Below are 18,351 nucleotides of genomic sequence, written 5' to 3'. Positions count from 1 at the left end.
TCCGGCCGAATCGTCCCTTCACGCTACGGCGGCGTGACGGGAAGCGCAGCGGGGGTGAACCAGCTGTCGGCGGGGGAGCGACGGTCGCCGAGCGCTTTGTCGAGATCCTGCTGCAGGCAGTTCTTGGCCAGGCCGGGGATGAGGCACTGGTGATCGCGCTCCGGCCCGTAGAAGCGGGTGTTGACGACCGCCACGGGATCGAGCGGTGGCGTGAGACAAATCAGCTGCTCGACCCGGGGCTCCAGCGCCGCCGCGAGCTGGCACAAGTACGCGCCATGACCGGTGCCCACGAGCCGGACGGGTATCCGGGGCCCGCCGAGGCTCGGCTCGGAGCGCACGAACTCCACTGCTCGCAGCACGTCGTGTACGCGGGCCGCGCCGAGACTGTCGCCCAGGCTGATCAGGTCGGACACCAGCTTGAACGTCGTGCCGTAGGTGGCCTCGAAGCCGAATTCGTTGATCCGGTGCGCTCGCAACGAACCGGTCGCCCGCACGTCCAGCACGACGACGTGCCGTCCGGCCGCGGCCGCCCGTTCGCAGGCGGCCTGGTACGCGGGGAGGTCGTCCGTGCCGCGGTCGAGCACGAGGATGTCGACGCCGTCGGCCGGGCCGGCCGGGTCGAAGACGACGGCGGCGTTGACGATGTCGTGCTCCGGCCACCAGAACGCCTTGCGTACGCCCGGCCTGCGGTCGGGCCACCAACGTGGATAGAACTCCGGACCGGGTTCCCGGCCGAACCGTTCGCGTTCCCGCAACCAGGCCAGGCCCTCGCCGGGTTCGGCCCGGGCCAGCCGTTCGCGGTTGAGGTCGAAGACCACCGGGCTGTCGGGCGCGTCCCAGGCGACCTGACCGGTACGCGTACAGCGCAGATCGGCGGTGCTGAGCAGCGACGGCTCGGTCTCCGGAAACACCGCCCGCCCACCGAGGTGGCGGGCGAAGAAGCGCACCGCCGCGGTGGCCAGGTGGGGGTGCAGGCCGTGGTCGTGATCGCCGCGTACGTGCCGGAGGGTGTCCGGTGGCGCGCTCAGGAGGTCGAAGATCCGCTGGGCGCGGGCCACCGTCCGGACTGCTCCTTCGATGGGGAAGAAGTCGTAGTTGGCCGACATCACCAACGTCGGCTTCGGCGCCATCGCGATCAGGAAGTCTTCGTGATCGATGCCGTGGAGTACGCCGCCGGGGATGATCTGTTCCGGATCCTGAGCCTGCCCGGAACGCTGGTAGTGCTCCCGGGAGCTGATGAAGCAACTCGGTGCGGCGGCCGCGAGCCGTGGTTCGGTCAGCATGAGCCAGGTGGTGAGCGTGCCGCCGCCGCTGTTGCCGGCGACACCGATGCGGTCGGGGTCGACCTCCGGGCGCGCGGCGAGGTAGTCGAGCATCCGCCGGGCGTCGGAGACGAAATAGCGCGCGATGGAGTCTCCGGCCCACCAGCACTGCACACCCGCGTGCGAATGCTCTGGCACGTTGGCCGGGATGATCTCGCGGCCGTCGGAGTCGAGATAGCTCTTCCGCTCGCCCTGCCCGATCGTGTCGAAGGTCAGCGTGACCAGGCCGGCGCGGGCGAGCCGGGCGCACATCGCCTGGTAGCGCGGCGCGGCTTTGCCGGTGCCGGCATGTCCACAGAGGAACAGCACCGCGCCGGCCGGGGTGCTGAGCGGCTCGGGCAGGTAGAGGTTGGCGGGGATGAGGACTCGGGAGCCCACGTCGACGAGCAGCTTGTCGACGCGGTATCCGTCGCCCCACACCGAGCCCACGGGCCGGGCGGTGGGGACCCGCCGGTCGCCCGGCAGGTCCCCGCCCAGCGCGTCCAGGGCCAGCCGGCGGAGCTCCCGCTGCCGCCGTAGCACGTCGTCCGGGGTGAGCAGCTGGTCGTTGGCCGCGCGTCCGGCCGCAAGCCGCTGTCTCGTCCGGCGATAGACGTTGTGCTGGACCTGGAGCGACGGATCCCACATTCCGTCGAGGAACGCGCTGAACCCTGGCGCCGTCTCGGCGTCAGCCATAGGTGGTTCCTCCATCACGACTCGAAAGGGTGTGGGCACATCACACGGAAGAGGCGGTTCACTTGAGCGCGCCGGCGACCATGCCGGCCTGGATCTGGCGCTGGAAGCTCAGGTAGACGACGAGGACGGGCAGGATCGAGATGGTGAGACCGGCGAACAGCGCGCTCCAGTTCCCGGCGTAGCCCTGGCTGACCGCCAGGTTGGCCAGGCCCTGCGTGAGCACGTAGTTGTCCGGACTGGACTGCAGGATCAACGGCAGCAGGTATTGGTTCCACTGGCCGAGGACGACGAAGATGCCGACGCTGACCAGCCCCGGCCGGGCGACCGGGAGCATGATCCGCAGGAAGGTCCCCCAGTGGCCGCAGCCGTCGATGAAGGCGGCCTCGGCCAGCGCGGCGGGCAGGGTGCGGAAGTACGCGGTCAGGAAGAACACCGCGAACGGCAGGCTGTAGACGGAGTAGATGATCGCGAGCCCGATCAGCGAGTCGGCCAGGCCGAGCCCGCGGGCGATGAAGAAGAGCGGGACGATCGCCAGGAACGTCGGAAACGTCATCCCCAGAACGAACAAGTAGTAGACGGCGCGGTTGCCACGGAACGAGTAGCGGGCGATGACGTACGCGACGAGGGCTCCCATGCTCAGCGTCAACGCCGAGCCGAGCGTCACCACGACGGCAGTGTTGACGAAGTAGCGGCCGATCTCGGCCGTGGTCCACGCCTCCACGAAGTTCTCCCACCGGGGGGTGGCCGGCAGGCTCCACGGATTGGCGAGCACCTCGTCGCTGGTCTTGAACGAGGACAGCACCGCCCACGCCAGTGGCAGCACGACCATCGCCGCCCAGGTCAGCAGGATGCCGTGGGTGAAGACGTTCAGCACCGTGCCGCGGAGGGTCCGGTCGCTCGCCGGGCCGGCGGCGGGGCGCTTCAGGTCGCCAGGAGTGTCCCGCGGTAAGGGATTCCGCTCGTCGACGGCGGGCGCCGAGGGTGCGTTCAGGCTCATGGCGGTTCCTAATACTCGATGCGTTCGCGCCGGGTGAGCCGCAGCGACACCCAGGCGAACAACAGGGTCAGCAGCAACAGCGCGACGCCTACGGCGGTGGCGTAGCCGAACTCGCTGTCGGAGAAGGCAGTGAGGTAGAGGTAGTTGCCGAGGACCTGGGTGGCGTTGTCCGGACCACCCGACCCGCCGGCGGCGGACATGACGTTGACGATGGCGAACATGTCCAGGGCGTGTATGCCGAGGTAGACCCCGGCCACCTGGACGGTGTCCCAGATCAGCGGCAGCGTCAGCCGCCAGAACGTCTGCCACCGGGTGGCCCCGTCGAGGCGGGCGGCCTCGAACAGCTCCACCGGGATCGCGCTCATCGAACTGGTGAACAGCACGACGTAGAAGCCGACCGACATCCACACGATGACGGCGAGGATGGCGGCGTACGCCGTCGACTTGTCGCCGAGCCAGTTCACCGGGTCGATTCCGGCCACGCCGAGCAGGCCGTTGAGCAGCCCGCTCGGCGTGGGGTCGTAGACGTTGGCGAACAGTACGCCGATGACGGCGATCGAGAGCACGTGCGGGAAGAAGTAGGCGACTCGGTAGAACGCGCCGCCGCGTACGTTGAGCGTGCCGCCGCGGGCGCGGTAACGCCCGACCCGGATCATCGTCGCGAAGAACAGCCCGAGCGTCAGCGTCCCGACCGGGATCACGACGACGGCGATCACGTTGTGCCACAACGAAGTCCAGAAGACGCCGTCCTTCACCAGCCGCGTGTAGTTGGCGAGGCCGACGAAGTTCCGCTCCGGTGACAAGCCGTTCCAGTCGGTCATGGAGATGTAGAACGACTGGGCGTACGGCGAGACGACCAGCACGCAGTAGAGGATCACCGGCACCGCGAGGGCGGAGACGATGAAGCCGCGACTTCCCGCACGCATGATCAGGCGTCCTCGTACTTCGGCACGGACGGGTCGTCGCGCAACGAGTCGGCCATCTTCTGGCAGCGCTCGGCCCACTGATCCGGGTTGATCTCCTTGGTCATCAACGCGCTCGTGGCTGCGGACGCCTCCTGCTGGAGCTTGGCGTACCAGGTGCCATAGCGCCAGTAGAAGGTGTTGGTGCCCGACGCGGCGAGCGCGTCGCGGATCGACTGCAACCCGCTGCCGGCCTGCTCCGGGGTGTATCCGGCGAGGCTGGTGAGGGTTTGCGTCTGCTTGGTGAAGTTCTTCGAGGCGGTCGGTGAGAGCAGGATGCGCAGCAGCTCCAGTCCGCCGTACGGGTTCTTCGCCGCCGACGGCACGATGTAGCCCTCGCTGCCCATGCCGCGAATGGCCGACTGCGGCAGGGCGTCGCTCTTGTCCAGCGACGGCGGGGAGGCGATCACCATGTCGAAGCCCTTCGGGGTGACCTCGCCCAGCTCGCTTTCCAGCCACGAGCCGCACGGGATGAACGCCGCCCGGCCCTTGGCCCAATAGGTCTGCGCCTGGACATGCGTCAGACCGGACGTCCCGGGCATGACGTAGCCCTTCTCCGCCAGCTGATACAAGGCTTGCGCGGCGGCCAGGACCGCGGGCTGCTTCCAGCTGTTCGGCGCCAGGCTGTCCAGCGCCTTGCGGACGGGCGCTCCACCGGCCTTGATCGCCATCATGATCAGCGGGGTGAGGATGTAGCTGGGAGTCTTGCCCTGGTAGGTCCAGGGCGACATGCCCGTCCCCTTGATCTCCGCGCAGAGGTCGAGCATCTCGGCCCACGTCGTCGGATAGGTCCAGCCCTTCGCGGCGAACAACGACTTGCTGTAGTACAGGCCGTGCACCGTGTAGGTGTAGTAGAGGACGTGCGGCTTGCCCTTGAACGAGCCCTGTTCGACGAGCCCGGGCAGCAGCGTGTCGCGGACGGTCTTGCCGCCGCCGTCGATCGCCGGGGCGTCCAGGAGCTGGGTGAGATCCATCAGCTGGCCGTTGTCCACGAGCGGGGCGAAGGCCAGCGACCCGGAGCCGGAGTTGTCGATCAGGTCGGGCACGTCGCCCGAGACGAACCGCGGCTGCAGCTGTTTGGCGAGGTCCTGGCCACCGGTGTGCTTGATCTCCGCCTTGGGGAAGCGCTGCTTGTAGACCGCGTGGGCGTCGAGCACGTACTGGTCGCCGTAACCGCCCTTGAAGATCACGGTCTCCAATGGTTTGTCAGCGGGTACGCCCAGCGGGTTCTCTGCGGTCACGGCGGCCTGTTTGCCGGCCGCGCCGGTGCCGGTTCCGCCGCCGGAGGAGGTGGCGCAGCCGGCGAGGGCGTTCGTCGTGAGGGCTGCGCCGAGGGCAGCGCCCAGCGTCAGCACGGATCGGCGGTTCAGTCGGTGAGCGTCGTCGGTCATCTGTCCGTTGCCTTTCGTCTCGTGCGGGCGGGTCATGCGGTGAGGGAGACGGTCACGCCGTCGCGGCCGGAGACGGTGGTGCCCGGCAGCGGACGCAGGATGAAGTTCAGGTCCGCCGGTGCCGCCGCAGTGGGCCGGAACCGCACGGGGACGGTCACCTCGCGCTGGCCGGGAGCGATCACCGCAGTCCCGCTGAGGCCGTCGTAGTCGACCCGGTGGCGGGCGGATCCGTCGAGGTCATACCCTACGACTAGGGGCGCTGCAAGATCGTCCCCCAGTCGCCGGATCGTTACCGTCGCGGTGTCGCCGGGGCGTACCACCCGGCGGTCGGCGTACAGCACGACCGTGGCCGCGCCGGTGTGCGGGCGGATGTCGAGCGCGACGTCCCTGGTGACGCCGGCGGTGTCGATGATCGGGTCCTGCGGGCTGACCGCCCAGAGATCGCCTTGGACGTTGCACAACGTCGGGTCACCGGCTCCCTCGACCCCCGCGAGGAACGGCCCGGCGAGGTTGCCCTGCACCACGGCGTCGTCGAACTGGACGTTTCCGTATTCGGGCAGGACGGTCACCAGCCCGGACCAGATCTTGACGAACGGATCCGTGCGGGGTGTGTCCCTGAGCGCGGTGAAGGCGACCCGTTCGAACGTGGTGCGCAACCCGTCGTAGCCGCGCTGTCCGTAGATGTTGACGGTGCCCGGCGAGTCGCCGGCGTCGAAGACGCAGTCGCGGAACACGACCGTGCCCTGCTCGGCCGGGCCGCGAGCGCCGGGCTGGACGTGCACGACCGCGTCGCCGGTGGGACCCATGTAGCAGCGCTCGACCAGGACGGAGGCGGGCGTGCTCTCCGGCCGATAGCGCATCAGATTGATCTCGAAGCTGTACTTCCGGTTGCCCGCGAACACCGTGTCGCGGACGACGACGTTGCGGATCGGCTGAGACAGCGTGTCGGGTTCGAAATCGATGCCGGCTTCCGGCGCGGTGCCCTGGGTGTTGATCAGCGCACAGCCCTCGATGAGCAGTCCGTCGGCGGCGATGACGCTGATCGCGTTGCGCTTGTTGTCGTCGCAGACGACGTTGCGGATCGTGACGTCCTTCGACCCGGTGCCGAGGATGATGCCGTCGCCGGGCGCTCCGCGCAGCGTCATCCCCTCGACGGTGACGGACTCGCTGGTGCCCATGCGGACGATCGCCCGCCACTCGCCGGTGTACTCGGGCTTGTTCATCACGCAGGTCGCGCCGTAGCCGACGAGCTTGACGTCGTGCCGCCCGTGGATGCGCCAGAGGCCGTCCCGGGTGTCGGGGAAGCCACCCGGCAGACCCCGCAGCACCACGCCGTCGGCGAGGATGACGGTGAGATCGTCCCGCTGAATCCACAATGGACGCGTGATCCAGTCCTGCCCGACGTTGTCGATGACGACCACGTCGGCGCCGCTGTCCAGGGCGGCGGTCAAGGCGTCGGTGGCGTCGATCGGATCGAAGCCGAACTGAGAGGCGCGGACGACGGTGGCGTCCTGGCCCGGCGCGGCGGCTGCGGCACTTACTCGGGTGGCTCCATAGAGGGCCGGTAGGACGACGGCCATCCGCAGCATCGTCCGGCGGGAAACGGTGGCGTTTTTCGGCATGGGCGTACTCCAGGAATGTCGAAGTTCAGGGAGCGGAGAGTCAGACGATCTTCTTGCGTACGCGGTCCGGCCAGGCGAGCTCGACACCGAGGCGTCCGGTCAGCACCCGCTGATAGTCGGCGAGGTGATCCGGCTTGCCGCGTACTGCGCGTGGTGGCTGCCCCGTCGTGAGGCAGTACGCCGCCAGAGCCCCGGCGGCTTCCCCGATGTTCCATTCGACCGGGTGGGTGCGATAGCAACCGTTGGTGATGTGGGTGGTGCCGATGTTCTTCGCGGCCGGCAGGAGGTTGTCCAGGCGTACCGGAAGAAGCGCGCCCAGCGGAATCTGGAAGGGGTGAACCGCGATGTCCACATAGGTGCGTGGGGTGCCCGAACCGGTGCTGGGATGCAGGTCGATTCGGTAGCAGCCGATGCCGACGGAGTCCTCGAACAGCTCAGAACCGGCCGGCCGGCCCGACGCCGCCCGGGCTTCGACGCCGAGATGCTCCTCGACGACGGTGACTTCGGCGGCGATGCGGCGGGCCTCCCGGACGTACGGACGCTGGGCGAACCACTGGAGCCGGAGCTCCGGATAGCCAGTGCCGCCGTCGTGCCGGGGTGCCTCGGTCTGCATCCAGTAGAGCAGTGACCGGCTCAATTCTTGGGAAGCGTCGATGTTCCGCTGCTTCTCAGCCGCGTCGACCCCGATCAGCGGGCCGAGGAAGTAGTCGTTCTGCGGCCAGTTCACGAGAGTGATGTCGCTCGTCAGGAAGCCCGGCTCCAGGCTGCGTACCGACAGGATGCGCCGGTAAGTCCAGCGGTCGATCGCGTGACCGCCGGTGAGGGACGCCGCTTCGGCGACGAGCGGCTGAGTTCTGGCCTCGAGGGTGATCGGAACGACATCGGTCCACGACAGCAGTGGTCCGGGCCAGAATTCGGGCGTGTAGCTCCGCCAGAAGTCGTAGTTCGCCGGGCGGTCGATGGTCCAGTTCTCGCCGTCGCGGTAATCCATGGCGAAACACCACGTGATGGCCTGCTGGTCCAACGGCTGCGCTTCCCCTTCGAGAGCGTGCAGCTCACCGGTGGTGGCCCGACTTTCGGCTCCGGTGACCCATTCGGCACCCGACAGTTCCAGCAGGTCGCCGAGTTCGGTCGCGTCCAGGACGTAATCGGCGACGACCGTGACCGTGTCCCGGTCCTCAGACGCGAAGGTGACGGACGTGATCCGGTCACCGTCGGTCGTGACGTGCTGTGGTCGAGTGCCGGTGAGGACTGTGAGCCGGCCGCCGGTCACGTACGGCGCGAGCAGGCCGTCGATCGCGGCGAGCGCCGCCTTGGGTTCGAAGCACAGCGGGCTGACCCGGCCCGCGCCCGGACTGAGGGCGTCCTCCGCCCGAGCGGATCGGCTCAGCGGATAGTAGCGCCGGTAATAGTCTCGGATCTCCCGGCGCAGCGTGCGGTAGCTGCTGGTGCCACCGAAGGTCTCGATCCAGAGGTTCTCGTCCGGCGGCACCGCCTGCGACGTGAGCTGGCCGCCGAGCCACGACGACTCCTCGGTGAGCACCACCCGCTGTCCGAGGCGCAAGGCCGCGAGAGCTGCGGCGACTCCACCGGTGCCGCCGCCCACCACCAGGATCGGCGTTTCGATCTGCATCTGTCAGCCTCCCGCCTTCGGCCCTGCTCGCTGCTAAAGCGCTTCGACCCTTAGCTAAAGCGCTTTAGCGGATGCTAGGCTCACCCCATGACGTTGTCAATGCAGACGTGTCTCCCGAATGGACACGGCGACCCCCGACAGCAGGCAGGCATGCATGAGTGAGCGCCAACGGGTCGGCCGGCGGCGGGTGACCCAGCAGGACGTGGCCCGCGCGGCCAACGTCTCCACCGCCATCGTCTCGACCGTCGTGAACAACAAGGCCGACACGTTGCGGGTCAGCGAGCAGACCCGCGCCCGGGTCTGGCAGGCCATCCAGGACCTGGCCTACGTGCCCAACGCGGCCGCCCAAAGCTTGGCCGGTGGGCGTAACCGGCTCATCGGCGCGTTCACCTATCAACGCCTCTTCCCGTGGGAGAGCCGGGACTTCTACTACGAGTTCCTGCTCGGTATAGAGGAGGAGGCGGAGCAGACCGGGCACAACCTGCTGCTGTTCACCGGAGCGCGTAACGACGCCGGTGAGCGGTCGATCTTCAACCGCAACGCCAACCTGCTCGAGCTGGCCGACGGGGCGATCCTCGTCGGCGGCCGCATCGACGGCGACGAGATCCGGCGACTGGCCGAGGAGGGCTATCCCTTCGTGATGATCGGACGGCGCGACGCCGCCGGGCCGAAGGTCTCGTGGATCGCCGCCGATTACGCCGCTGCCACGCAGATGGTCGTCGATCGGCTGCACGCCTTGGGACACCGCTCCATGCTGCTGGTAGCCGGAAGGCGTACTCACGAGACGGTGGTGGAGCGGCGTACCGGGTTCCAGGCGGCGCGACGACGGCATCGGCTGGGCGACCGGGCGCAGACGGTGGTCTTCGGCGAGCCCAATCCGGATCTGCCCGACGCCACTTGCCTCGCCGACGAGACCGAGGTACTACGGTTCGCCCGCGAGACGGGGGCGACGGCCGTCATCGCGGAATCGTCCTATGTGATTCACCGGATCTACGAGGTGGCGCTCGCCGCGGGCGTGCGTATCCCGGGCGATCTGAGCCTGGTCGGGCTGGGCGACCACGGCGATCGGCAGAACGTGCTCTCGCCCGACCCTGCGTTGACCCTCGTGCATACGCCGAGCCGGCTCATCGGCGCCACGGCCGTACGCACGCTGCTGCGCCGGCTCGACGCGCCGGGATCGAAACCGGACCAGATTCGTATCCAATGCGAGCTGTCCGAGGGAACGACCGTCGCGGCTCCGCCGCGCAGAAAGGCGGGCAAGTGACCATCGGCGTACAGCTTTATTCCGTCCGAGCCGCCCTCCAGGAAGGCAGCCCGGACGACGTGCTGGAGCGCTTGGCGGCAATGGGATACGGCTTCGTAGAGCCCACCTTCGGGCTCGTGAACGGAGACGCGCCCGGCTTTCGCCGTCTGCTCGACGAGCACGGCTTGACCGTGAGCTCCCTCCATGGCCCCGCCTTGGGCCCGTTGCGTCCCCAAATCGCCGAGGCGGCCCACGTCCTCGGCGCGGATACGGTGGTGGTGCCGGCGATTCCCGACGCCGACTTCGTGACCGCCGCCGGGGTGGCCCGCTCGGCGGAACGGCTGGCCGAGGCGGCGGACTCGCTCGCCGCTCTCGGACTGCGGCTCGCATACCACAATCATCATTGGGAGCTGGCCAACCACCCGGGCGGCCAAGCCGGTCTGGAGTTGCTGGCCGCGCTGCTGCCGGCCGAGGTGGCGCTGGAGGTCGACGTCTATTGGGCGGCCGTGGGCGGTGCGGACGTGCCCGCGCTTTTACGTGACCTGGGTGACCGCGTACGCCTGCTGCACGTCAAGGACGGACCGGCCACGGTCGACGACGCGATGACCGCCGTCGGGTCGGGCACCCTCGCCATCCCGGAGATCCTGGCGGCCAGCCCGAAGGCGCTTCGCATCGTGGAGCTGGATCGCTGCGACGGCGACGTCTTCGACGCGCTCGCCGAGTCCTTGGCCTACCTCAAGGAGCTGCCGTGAAGCCGGTCGGCGTCGCCGTCGTGGGATGCGGCACGATCAGCCACCAATACCTCACCACCCTGGCCGCCCGGCCCGAAGTCCGGCTCATCGCCTGCGCCGACCTCGACGTCGAACGGGCGGCGAAGGTCGCGCTCGATCACGCGGTGCCGGTCCACGGCGATCTCGCGACAGCGCTGGCCCATCCCGAGGTCGAGCTGGTGGTCAACCTCACGATCCCGTCCGCACACGCGCCGGTTGCGTTGGCGGCGATCCGGGCCGGCAAACACGTCTACACCGAGAAGCCGTTCGCCGCGACGCCCGCCGAGGCCGCCGAGGTGCTGGCGGAGGCGGAAGCCGCCGGAGTGCTCACGGGCGGCGCGCCCGACACGTTCCTGGGCGCTGGTCTTCAGACGGCGGCGCGGGTGGTGAGCGAAGGAATGATCGGCCGGCCGCTCTCGGCGATCGTCCTGCTGCAGGGGCCGGGTCCGCACCGCTGGCACCCAGATCCGGAGTTCCTGTTCGGACCGGGCGGCGGCCCGTTGTTCGACATGGGGCCCTATTACCTGACCGCGCTGGCCGTCATGTTCGGATCGGTCAGACGGGTCACCGCTCTGGCGTGCAAGGGATTCGCCGAGCGGGTCATCGGGCAGGGTCCGCGCGCCGGGCAGGCCTTTCCCGTCGAGGTGGACACCCACGTCACGGCCCTCCTCGAGTACGCCGGCGGCCAAGTCGCCACCGTCGTGTTCAGCTTCGACTCGCCGCTGTCCCGGCAGGGCTTCTTCGAGATCACCGGCACCGAAGCGACGCTGGCCGCGCCGGACCCCAACAAGTTCATCGGGCCGGTCCAGATCCGGCGCGCTGGGGATCCGGAGTGGACGGACGTCCCTGTGCCGCAGGCCGACGACGGACGCGGCATCGGCGTCTGCGACCTCGCCCGCGCGATCCGCACCGGCGAGCGCCACCGAGCCTCCGGCGAACTTGCGGCGCACGTCGTGGACGTCATGACGGCGATTCAGGAGTCGGCTGAACGGAGCGCGATCAGCGAGTTGCCGCGTACTTGGGAGCTGTGAGACGCCTCGGCGGCGTATGCCGGGACATATCGTCCGTGTCGCGAAAAGCGCATACGTGCTGACAACGTGCCGTCGCCTTGACTGGGTGCATGATCTACCGCGAACCAGCGCACGCGGCGGTCCGTCGCACCCGGTCACCGGCCGTCCCGACGGTGGGCATCACGATCTACGGCTGCGACCGCGACGAAGCCGCGGTGTTCCGGGAGCTCGCGCCGCGCTTCGGAGTCACGCCGACCCTCGTCGAGGCGGCGCTCGCCGAAGATTCGGTAGGCACGGCGGCCGGCAGACGGTGCGTCAGCGTCGGCCATAAGACCCCGGTCGGCCACGCCACGCTTCGCGCTCTGCGCCTGGCCGGCGTCGCGTACATCTCGACGCGCAGCATCGGGCAGGACCACATCGACGTCGCGTACGCCGAGAGCCTCGGCCTGACCGTGGAGGGCATCGCCTATTCGCCGGACAGCGTGGCCGACTACACGGTGATGGTGACGCTGATGGTGCTGCGCCAGGCCAAAGCCATGATCCGCCGAGTCGGCCTGCACGACTACCGGCTCGGCGACGTACGCGGCCGGGAGCTGCGCGACCTGACCGTCGGAGTCGTCGGAACCGGCCGGATCGGCGGTGCCGTGATCGACCGGCTGGCCGGATTCGGCAGCCGGGTGCTGACCCACGACCGGAATCCCCGGGCTGGCGCCGACCACGTGTCGCTCGACGACTTGGTGCGGCAGAGCGACATCGTCACTCTGCATACTCCGCTGACGGCCGAAACCCGCCATCTGCTGGATCGGCGGCGCATCGGGCTGATGCGGCCCGGCGCGATTCTCGTCAACACCGGACGCGGCGGGCTCGTCGACACCGAGGCGCTCCTGGCGGCGCTCGAAGACGGCATGCTCGGCGGCGCGGCGTTGGACGTCCTCGAAGGCGAAGAAGGCGTCTTCTACGCCGACTTCCGCCACCGGCCGGTCCCGAACCGAGCGCTGCTGCGGCTGCAACAGCTGCCGAACGTGCTCGTCAGCCCGCATACGGCGTACTTCACAGACCACGCGCTGCGGGACGCCGTCGAGAACTCCCTGATGAACTGCGTGAACTTCGAAAGCAGGTACCACCGTGGCTAGCGTGAAGACAAGGCTCGGAATCTTGTTCGGCGGCGCGTCCGAGGAACACCCGGTCTCCGTCAAGTCCGCCCGGGAGATCGCGGCGAACCTCGACTACGGCAGATACGAGCCGTTCTGGATCGGGATCACGAAGACCGGAGCGTGGCGGCTATGCAACGGGCCGAGCCCGGACTGGGACGGCGACGACGGCCGTCCGGCAGTGCTGTCGCCCGATCCGAGCATCCACGGCCTGCTTGTCCTCGCACAGGGACGGTACGAGACCGTCCGGCTGGACGTCGTGCTGCCCGTGCTGCACGGCCGGTTCGGCGAGGACGGTGCGATGCAGGGACTCCTGGACCTCTCCGGAATTCCCTACGTCGGGTGCGACGTCCAGAGCTCCGCCGTCTGCATGGACAAATCCCTGGCGTACGCCGTCGCCCGGAGCGCGGGCGTGGCGACACCGGAGTTTCAGGTCGTTTCCCGTGACGAGGACGTCGACGCCGACTCGCTCACCTACCCCGTCTTCGTCAAACCCGCCCGCTCCGGTTCCTCCTTCGGCGTCAGCAAGGTCGCGTACCCCGCGGACCTGCCGGAAGCGCTGGCGGCCGCCCGGCAGTACGACTCGAAGGTGCTGATCGAGCAGGCCGTCGCCGGTCACGAGGTCGGCTGCGCGGTCGCCGGCAACGGTGCGGAACTCATCACCGGCGAGGTCGATCGCATCGACCTCTCGCACGGCTTCTTCCGCATCCATCAGGAGAGCGCTCCGGAAAGCGGGTCGGAGAACTCGGCCTTCGTCGTCCCCGCCGACATTCCGGCCGAATCACGCGTACGCGTGACGGAGACCGCCAAGGCCCTCTACCGGGCGCTGGGCTGTCGCGGACTGGCCCGAGTCGACCTGTTCCTCACCGACGACGGGACCGTGGTACTCAACGAGGTCAACACCTTCCCCGGAATGACCTCCTACAGCCGTTATCCGCGAATGATGGCGGCCGCCGGGATGCCGCTGACCGAGGTGATCGACCGGATCGTCGCCCTGGCGTTGCCAGGTGACCGCCGATGAACTCCGCGTTCGTCTTCGTCGACGAGTTCCTGCCCGGCATTCGCTGGGACGCGAAGTACGCCACCTGGGACAACTTCACCGGCAAGCCGGTCGACGGATACGTCGCGAACCGGATCGTCGGCACGAGGGCGTTGTGCGACGCCTTGGCCGACGCGCAGCAGGAGGCGAGATCGGCCGGCTTCGGGTTGCTGCTGTGGGACGCGTACCGGCCGCAGCGTGCCGTGGAGTGCTTCCTGCGCTGGTCGGCACGTTCGGAGAACGGCCGGACGAAACGGCGGCACTATCCGAACATCGACCGCTCGCAGATGATCGAGAAGGGATATGTGGCCGCCCGATCGGGCCACAGCCGCGGCAGCGCCGTGGACCTGACGCTCTATCACCTGAGCACCGGCGAGCTGGCCCGGATGGGCGGCGACCACGACCTGATGGACCCGATCTCGCATCACGGGGCGGCCGGCGTCCCGGTGGCCGAGGCAGGCAATCGCCGCCTGCTCTGTTCCATCATGGAGAAGTGCGGGTTCACCCGCTACGACAGCGAGTGGTGGCACTACACGCTGCGGGACGAACCCTTTCCCGACACCTACTTCGACTTCCCCATCGGCTGACCGTGCACCGAGAGCTAACCGAGGGGCAGCCGCACCGTGACGAGGAGGCCTCCGGCGGGCCGAGCCGTGAGGGTGAGCGCGCCGTCATGGGCGTGCGTGATCCGCTGGACGATCGCCAGGCCGAGGCCGAATCCCGCGTGGTCGCCCCGGATACGCTCGGTGCCCCGGCGGAACGGCTCGGCGAGGGTGGACACCAGCTGCGGGCTGAGCCGCTCGCCGGTGTTCTCGACGGTCAGCACGGAGGCGTTGCCGTAGACGCTGGTCGTGATCCACACGGAGCCGCGTTCGGGGAGATTGTGAACGATGGCGTTGTGCAGCAGGTTGGTGGCCAGCTGCAAGAGCAGCGCGTGGGAGCCCAGGGCGGGCGAGACCACGCCCGCGGTCTCGATGGTGACGCCTCGCTTCTCTGCCAGTGGAAGCAGGGTCTCGGCGGCCTCTTCCGCGATGAGGGAGAGGTCGAGCTGTTCCCGGGTGAACGACTGCTGGTCGGCTCGGCTCAGGAGCAGCAGCGCTTCGGTGAGCTCGATCGCCCGGGTGTTGACGTGGTGCAGGCGATCGATGAGTTCGCCGGTGTCCCGGTCGGTTTCCTTGCGGGCGGCCACATCCAGCAGCATCTGCGTGATGGCCAGCGGCGTACGCAGCTCGTGCGAGGCGTTGGCGGCGAACCGCTGCTGCTCGGCGACTTGGGCCTCCAACCGGGCGAGCATGGTGTCGAAGGCGTCGGCGAGTTCCCGGAACTCGTCTTCCGGGCCCTCCAGCTGTATCCGGTGGGAGAGCGAACCGCCGGCGGCCCGGCGGGTGGCGTCGGTGATGCGGTTGAGGGGCGCCAGCATGCTGCCCGCGAGAATCCATCCGCCGACGAGGCCGAAGAACAGCAGGAAGACCAATGCGGCGGCGGCTTTCGGCGCGAACGCGCGCCACAAGTCGCTGCGGGTCGGCGTGGGAATGCCGCGGCCGGAAACGTCGGGCACGTAGCGCAGCAGGAACACCCACACCACGGCGATCAGCAGCGCGCCCGCCACCATGAGGAATCCGGCGTAACTGACGGTGAGTTTGAGGCGTACGCTGACGCCCGGCGCTCTATCCACGATCTTCTCCGTCGCCGGCTCCGCCGGCGACGTCGATCCGGTAGCCGACCCCGGGCACTGTGGCGATCACCCACGGCTCCCCGAGGCGTTTGCGCAGGGCCGAGACGGTGATGCGGACGGCGTTGGTGAAAGGGTCGGCGTTCTCATCCCAGGCCCGTTCCAGCAGCTCTTCCGCGCTGACGACGCCGCCTTCCGCCGCGACGAGAACTTCGAGCACGGCGAACTGCTTCCGAGTCAACGCGACATACCGCCCGTCGCGGTAGACCTCCCGGCGGAACGGGTCCAGTCGCAGCCCCGCCAGCTCCCGGACGGGCGGGCGGTTGTGGGCGCGCCGGCGGTCGAGGGCACGCAGCCGCAGTACGAGTTCGAGCAGCTCGAAGGGTTTGGTGAGGTAATCGTCGGCGCCCAGTTCGAACCCGGAGGCCTTGTCGTCGAGCCGGTCGGCCGCGGTGAGCATCAAGATCGGCGTACCGCTGCCGGAGGCGACGATGCCTTTGGCGATCTCGTCGCCCGACGGCCCGGGAATGTCGCGGTCGAGGACGACGATGTCGTACGCGTTGACGCTCAGCAGTTCCAGCGCGGTGTGGCCGTCCCCGGCGATGTCGGCCGCGATCGCCTCCAGGCGTAGCCCGTCGCGGATGGCCTCGGCCATGTAAGGCTCGTCCTCCACGATCAACACCCGCATCCCTCGATGCTACGAGGCCGCACATATCGTCCGCATACGGAAAAACACATACGGGCTCACAACACGCCGCGGCCTTGACTGACCGGCATGAACCGAAAGACCCCAGCCCGAGTCGGCCTGGTCGTCGTCACCGCGGCGATCGCCGGCACGCTCGCGTACCAATCGGCGTCGTCCTCCGCACCCTCGTTCAGCGAGGGCGTCACCGCCCAGGAGGACGGTGGGCTGCCCAAGACCGCCACGGTGTTCGACGACTACCCCGGAGTGGCGAACCTCGAGCCCGACCTGCTCGGGGCGTTGCGCCGGGCGGCAGCGGACGCACGCGCCGAGGGCGTCGAGTTCCGCGTCAACAGCGGCTGGCGGTCGCCCGCCTACCAGGATCGGCTCCTCAGCGAGGCGGTGGCGCAGTACGGCTCGGCCGAAGCGGCGGCCCGCTGGGTCGCGACGCCGGAGAAGTCGGCGCACGTACTCGGGAAGGCGGTCGACCTCGGGCCTGCCCCCGCCACTACCTGGCTGTCCGAGCACGGTTCGGCGTACGGGCTGTGTCAGATCTATCGCAACGAGCCGTGGCACTACGAACTGCGCCCGGAGGCGATCGAGAACGGCTGCCCGGCGATGTACGCCGACCCGACGCACGATCCGCGTATGCACTGAGCCACGGGAGTCACCGGGACGAGCCGTCGATCGCCACGATCTGCTTCTGGGCGTACATCGCCTCGTCGGCGGCTCGGATCAAGTCGTCGACTCCGGTCCCGTCCCGGGTGTCGGCTGTGCTCACGACCGCGCCTAGGCTCGCACCGACGCTCACGCCGTCCAGGGACTCCTCGAAAGGCTCGGCGAGGGCTGCGCGTACGCGTTCCACGGCAGCACCGGCCCGGTCGGCGCCACAGTCTCGGAGCAGTGCCAGGAACTCGTCGCCGCCGAAGCGGCCGACCGGGTCGTCGGCGCGTACGCTCCGCCGCAGCCGATCGGCGATCTCGACGAGCAGCCGGTCCCCGGCGGCGTGCCCGAACCGGTCGTTGACCCGCTTGAACCCGTCGAGGTCGCTGAAGATCAGGGTGCAGTCACGGGTGGACGCGAGCTCGCGGTCGAGGACTTCGGTGAACGCGCGCCGGTTGAGCAGGCCGGTCAACGGGTCGTGGTCGGCCTCGACGGCGAGGGCGGCGGCGAGCCGGTCCCGGCTGGCGGCCAGCAGACCGATACGCAGCATGACGAGCGGCACGATCACGACGCCGACGAGGATGCTGACGGTCGCGTCGACCGGCTTGCCGATCGCCAGCAGCACCGCGTTCACGATCACCGGTACGCTGAGCGCCATCCCCAGCAACGCCAGGCGCGGCCAGCTCAGCCGATCGTCCCGGTGTGGACCGCGTCGGCCGAGCCGGCGCATCGACGGGTCGAACGCGACCACGGACAACGAGATGTAAGCCAGCATGAACGACATCTCGGCAGCGATCCGAGCCGGGTCGCCACCCCATCCGGCCAGCACGAACCCCGCCAAGTTGAAGGTGAGCGCCACGAGCAGCAGCCGCAGGGCCCGCGTACGCAGGCGGTCGGTCTCGACCAGCCGGATCAGCGCGCCCCAGGTGCCGCACAGCAGCAGGATGATGACGGCGAGGGTCGCTGCCTGCGCCGAGGTCAGGGTGTTCTTGGCGATCCGTGGTTGCAGGACGACCACCCAGAACAGTCCGCCGAGGGAGACCGCAGCAAGGCTGGCGTCGATCAGTCCGCTGTAGTCGTTGCCCCCGCGTTTGACCACCAAGCTCGCGGCGGCGGCGAGAAGCAGGAGACTGGCGACGGCGTCGATCAGGCCCCGGTTGGGCAGCCAGATGTGCAAGGTGTTGCCGGCCGCACCGAGCAGGATCGCCGCGAAGATCAACCGCCACTGGACGCGCAGGTTGGCCGGGCTGTGCCGCAATCCGTAGAACGAGCACACCAGGGCGAGCCAGGTGAACGCGAGGTATATGCCGCGCTGAGTCGAATGCGAGACCAGCGGCATGGCCGCCATGGCACACAGCGCGACGAACACCACGATGGCGGCCAGCCACCGACGGTGATTCCTCCCGTTCGCCTGGGGCACAGCTCCAGCCTAGGGTCAATTCGCTAGATTCCGCCCGCCTCGGCACGCAATGCCGTGTCGGCCGCGCCAACCCGGGCGGCGGCGCGCCTCTGCCCCGGC

The 18,351-nt window shown here is 69.0% G+C and carries 16 protein-coding genes; 7 read left to right on the top strand and 9 right to left on the bottom strand.

Annotated features, from left to right (window positions below; all coding sequences use genetic code 11):
• Positions 1-23: 23 nt before the first annotated feature.
• The 6 genes from HOV77_RS02570 to HOV77_RS02545 are packed head-to-tail and all read right to left on the bottom strand — an operon-like array spanning position 24 to position 8,602.
• Positions 24-1,997, bottom strand: coding sequence for a prolyl oligopeptidase family serine peptidase (locus HOV77_RS02570; RefSeq protein WP_290856979.1), 1,974 nt, complete (start codon positions 1,995-1,997; stop codon positions 24-26).
• Between the two features lie 58 nt (positions 1,998-2,055).
• Entirely contained in the window at positions 2,056-2,994 is a 939-nt protein-coding gene (locus HOV77_RS02565; protein WP_290856976.1) for a carbohydrate ABC transporter permease, read from the bottom strand.
• Between the two features lie 8 nt (positions 2,995-3,002).
• Complete coding sequence (locus tag HOV77_RS02560; RefSeq protein WP_290856972.1) at positions 3,003-3,920, bottom strand: sugar ABC transporter permease; 918 nt, start codon at positions 3,918-3,920, stop codon at positions 3,003-3,005.
• A 2-nt stretch (positions 3,921-3,922) separates the two neighbouring features.
• A complete protein-coding gene (gene ngcE / locus HOV77_RS02555; protein ID WP_290856970.1) occupies positions 3,923-5,383 on the bottom strand; it encodes an N-acetylglucosamine/diacetylchitobiose ABC transporter substrate-binding protein in 1,461 nt (486 codons plus the stop codon).
• Positions 5,380-6,969, bottom strand: a complete 1,590-nt coding sequence (locus HOV77_RS02550) for a right-handed parallel beta-helix repeat-containing protein (protein ID WP_290856967.1) — start codon at positions 6,967-6,969, stop codon at positions 5,380-5,382. Before HOV77_RS02550 ends, ngcE begins: the two co-directional genes overlap by 4 nt.
• 40 nt (positions 6,970-7,009) lie before the next feature.
• Complete coding sequence (locus HOV77_RS02545) at positions 7,010-8,602, bottom strand: FAD-dependent oxidoreductase (RefSeq protein ID WP_290856965.1); 1,593 nt, start codon at positions 8,600-8,602, stop codon at positions 7,010-7,012.
• A gap of 154 nt (positions 8,603-8,756) precedes the next feature.
• Between HOV77_RS02545 and HOV77_RS02540 the strand changes: the two genes are divergently transcribed.
• The 6 genes from HOV77_RS02540 to vanX all read left to right on the top strand — a co-directional run bounded on the left by HOV77_RS02540 (position 8,757) and on the right by vanX (position 14,402).
• Positions 8,757-9,866, top strand: a complete 1,110-nt coding sequence (locus HOV77_RS02540; protein WP_290856963.1) for a LacI family DNA-binding transcriptional regulator — start codon at positions 8,757-8,759, stop codon at positions 9,864-9,866.
• Complete coding sequence (locus HOV77_RS02535; protein WP_290856961.1) at positions 9,863-10,597, top strand: sugar phosphate isomerase/epimerase; 735 nt, start codon at positions 9,863-9,865, stop codon at positions 10,595-10,597. The genes HOV77_RS02540 and HOV77_RS02535 overlap by 4 nt, the downstream gene beginning before the upstream one ends.
• Entirely contained in the window at positions 10,594-11,646 is a 1,053-nt protein-coding gene (locus HOV77_RS02530; RefSeq protein ID WP_290856959.1) for a Gfo/Idh/MocA family oxidoreductase, read from the top strand. The genes HOV77_RS02535 and HOV77_RS02530 overlap by 4 nt, the downstream gene beginning before the upstream one ends.
• Positions 11,647-11,735: 89 nt before the next feature.
• Positions 11,736-12,758: an NAD(P)-dependent oxidoreductase gene (locus HOV77_RS02525; protein WP_290856957.1), complete on the top strand. Its 1,023-nt coding sequence runs from the start codon at positions 11,736-11,738 to the stop codon at positions 12,756-12,758.
• A 1-nt stretch (position 12,759) separates the two neighbouring features.
• Entirely contained in the window at positions 12,760-13,797 is a 1,038-nt protein-coding gene (vanA, locus tag HOV77_RS02520) for a D-alanine--(R)-lactate ligase (RefSeq protein ID WP_290856955.1), read from the top strand.
• A complete protein-coding gene (gene vanX / locus HOV77_RS02515; RefSeq protein ID WP_290856952.1) occupies positions 13,794-14,402 on the top strand; it encodes a D-Ala-D-Ala dipeptidase VanX in 609 nt (202 codons plus the stop codon). The genes vanA and vanX overlap by 4 nt, the downstream gene beginning before the upstream one ends.
• Before the next feature lie 14 nt (positions 14,403-14,416).
• Here the strand turns inward: vanX and HOV77_RS02510 are convergent, their stop codons facing one another.
• Positions 14,417-15,490, bottom strand: coding sequence for a HAMP domain-containing sensor histidine kinase (locus tag HOV77_RS02510; RefSeq protein ID WP_290856950.1), 1,074 nt, complete (start codon positions 15,488-15,490; stop codon positions 14,417-14,419).
• Positions 15,483-16,175: a response regulator transcription factor gene (locus HOV77_RS02505; protein ID WP_290856948.1), complete on the bottom strand. Its 693-nt coding sequence runs from the start codon at positions 16,173-16,175 to the stop codon at positions 15,483-15,485. Before HOV77_RS02505 ends, HOV77_RS02510 begins: the two co-directional genes overlap by 8 nt.
• Before the next feature lie 87 nt (positions 16,176-16,262).
• Between HOV77_RS02505 and HOV77_RS02500 the strand changes: the two genes are divergently transcribed.
• A complete protein-coding gene (locus HOV77_RS02500) occupies positions 16,263-16,826 on the top strand; it encodes a M15 family metallopeptidase (protein WP_290856945.1) in 564 nt (187 codons plus the stop codon).
• Positions 16,827-16,836: 10 nt separating this feature from the next.
• Here HOV77_RS02500 and HOV77_RS02495 read toward each other — a convergent pair whose 3' ends face one another.
• Positions 16,837-18,252 (bottom strand): GGDEF domain-containing protein, encoded by a 1,416-nt coding sequence (locus HOV77_RS02495; protein WP_290856943.1) that lies wholly within the window; start codon positions 18,250-18,252, stop codon positions 16,837-16,839.
• Positions 18,253-18,351: the final 99 nt, after the last annotated feature.

The sequence above is a fragment of the Hamadaea sp. genome, from assembly GCF_013362815.1.
GTDB lineage: Bacteria > Actinomycetota > Actinomycetes > Mycobacteriales > Micromonosporaceae > Hamadaea.
This window is presented reverse-complemented; position numbering and strand designations above follow the sequence as displayed.